A 1531-nucleotide genomic window follows, 5' to 3' on the forward strand; every position below is an offset into this window, starting at 1 on the left:
GAATAGCGCAGCTTGGTAGCGCATCTGGTTTGGGACCAGAGGGTCGGGGGTTCGAATCCCTCTTCACCGACCACATTAAGAAAGCCTGCTCAATGAGCAGGCTTTCGTCGTTTTAGATCATAGGAAATAGGATCAGAACCAAAGTGGGGTTCGCCTGATATTCAAAATAAGCTCTTCACCGGCCACATTAAGAAAGCTTGCTCATTGAGCAGGCTTTCGTCGTTTTAGAGCGTTGGAAATAGGATTAGAACCAAAGTGGGGTTCGCCTGATGTTCAAAATAAGATCTTCACTGCCACATTGAAGAAAGCCGTAGCACTCTCGTAATAGAGGGGGCTACGGCTTTTTTGCATTTTGGTATATGTGTCATTCCCTAGAGCGACGAAGGAGTGAGTCGGAAATCTCTTGTTGTTCTAAACATCCCGCATAGAGAAAGGATTGACTCAATAAGCCAGCCGAAAATCTGTTTACTTCACATCACACGTGATGTTCTTGATTGGCGTCTCTGAAGTAACAAAGCAAACATACGCTTCAACAGGGTTATTTCGACCAATTCGAATGTAACCCGCCTGTATTTCATCTTCATTAAACGTCACCGAGTGAGAGTTACTCGTTTGGCCATCGTAAAAGCTCGCTTCAAATTTTCTATTCATTTGGCTCGCGATACGGTTGCGTGTCGTCGATGTAATGAACGTAATATTGGCGCAGCGCATCGGTGGCTTCTCAGTGATCAGAAACTGGCCGCTTTCTTTATCTAACACACCGCCTTTTGTATCCGGTTGAATGTCTATCGCCTGAAACTGTTCGATGGTACAAGTTTCTTTAGCCGTCACTACCGTAGGCGTGAGGATCGCTAGGGCTAAAGGTAAAGCAAAGAGTACTAGTTTCATGAGAACAACACCGTATATAAAAAGAGCGAAAGATAATAACACCGTTATGGTGCAATTAAGTGTAATGATTCAGTTATTAGGTAATGGTTATATTATGAGAAGGTCATGGTATCGAATTTAGTTAGTTGTCGTCACTAGTCTCAAATTGACACCGGGCCTGTTGGCTTTGTGATTGTTGAGTGACATTGAAACCTTTCTCTTCTAACAACTGCAATAAGTTACCTTCTCCTATTAGGTGCAAGGCGCCAACCACAATTAAGTAGCTATCTTTCGAGTCAAGTTTCCAATCATTGGCGGATAGTTTGTTTGCCCAGTCTATATTGCGATCGGTTAAAAATGCTTTCTCTAGTTCAGGTGACATCTCAGACAGCTCTGCGAAAGCTTCCAGCTTCGCTAAATCACCCGCTTTCCAACTTTCGATTAAGCAATGAACCACACGATCAGTTTGGTCAAACTCTTCAAGGCTACTGACTAACCACTCCTTACCGTCGTCCTTTTGTTTTGTCATCAGGTCTATTTGGAATTGAAGCGGCTCTAAGCTGATAACGGGAACATCTTGGATAGTCGCTTTGTAAGCTAGCGTCGCATCAACGCCGCCGGCGGAGCCATAACCGAGTTTTTTTAACTGCTGCATCTGTATAGA

At 43.9% G+C, this 1531-nt stretch carries 2 protein-coding genes; both read right to left on the reverse strand.

Annotated features, from left to right (window positions below):
* Positions 1 to 465: 465 nt before the first annotated feature.
* Positions 466 to 888, reverse strand: a complete 423-nt coding sequence (locus AB4496_RS12195; RefSeq protein ID WP_017099139.1) for a hypothetical protein — start codon at positions 886 to 888, stop codon at positions 466 to 468.
* A 121-nt stretch (positions 889 to 1009) separates the two neighbouring features.
* Positions 1010 to 1531: TraB/GumN family protein (locus tag AB4496_RS12200; protein WP_372131050.1), on the reverse strand; the 522-nt coding region annotated here is incomplete at its 5' end.

This window comes from Vibrio sp. 10N.222.46.A1, from assembly GCF_041473595.1.
Classification (GTDB): Bacteria; Pseudomonadota; Gammaproteobacteria; order Enterobacterales; family Vibrionaceae; genus Vibrio; species Vibrio tasmaniensis_A.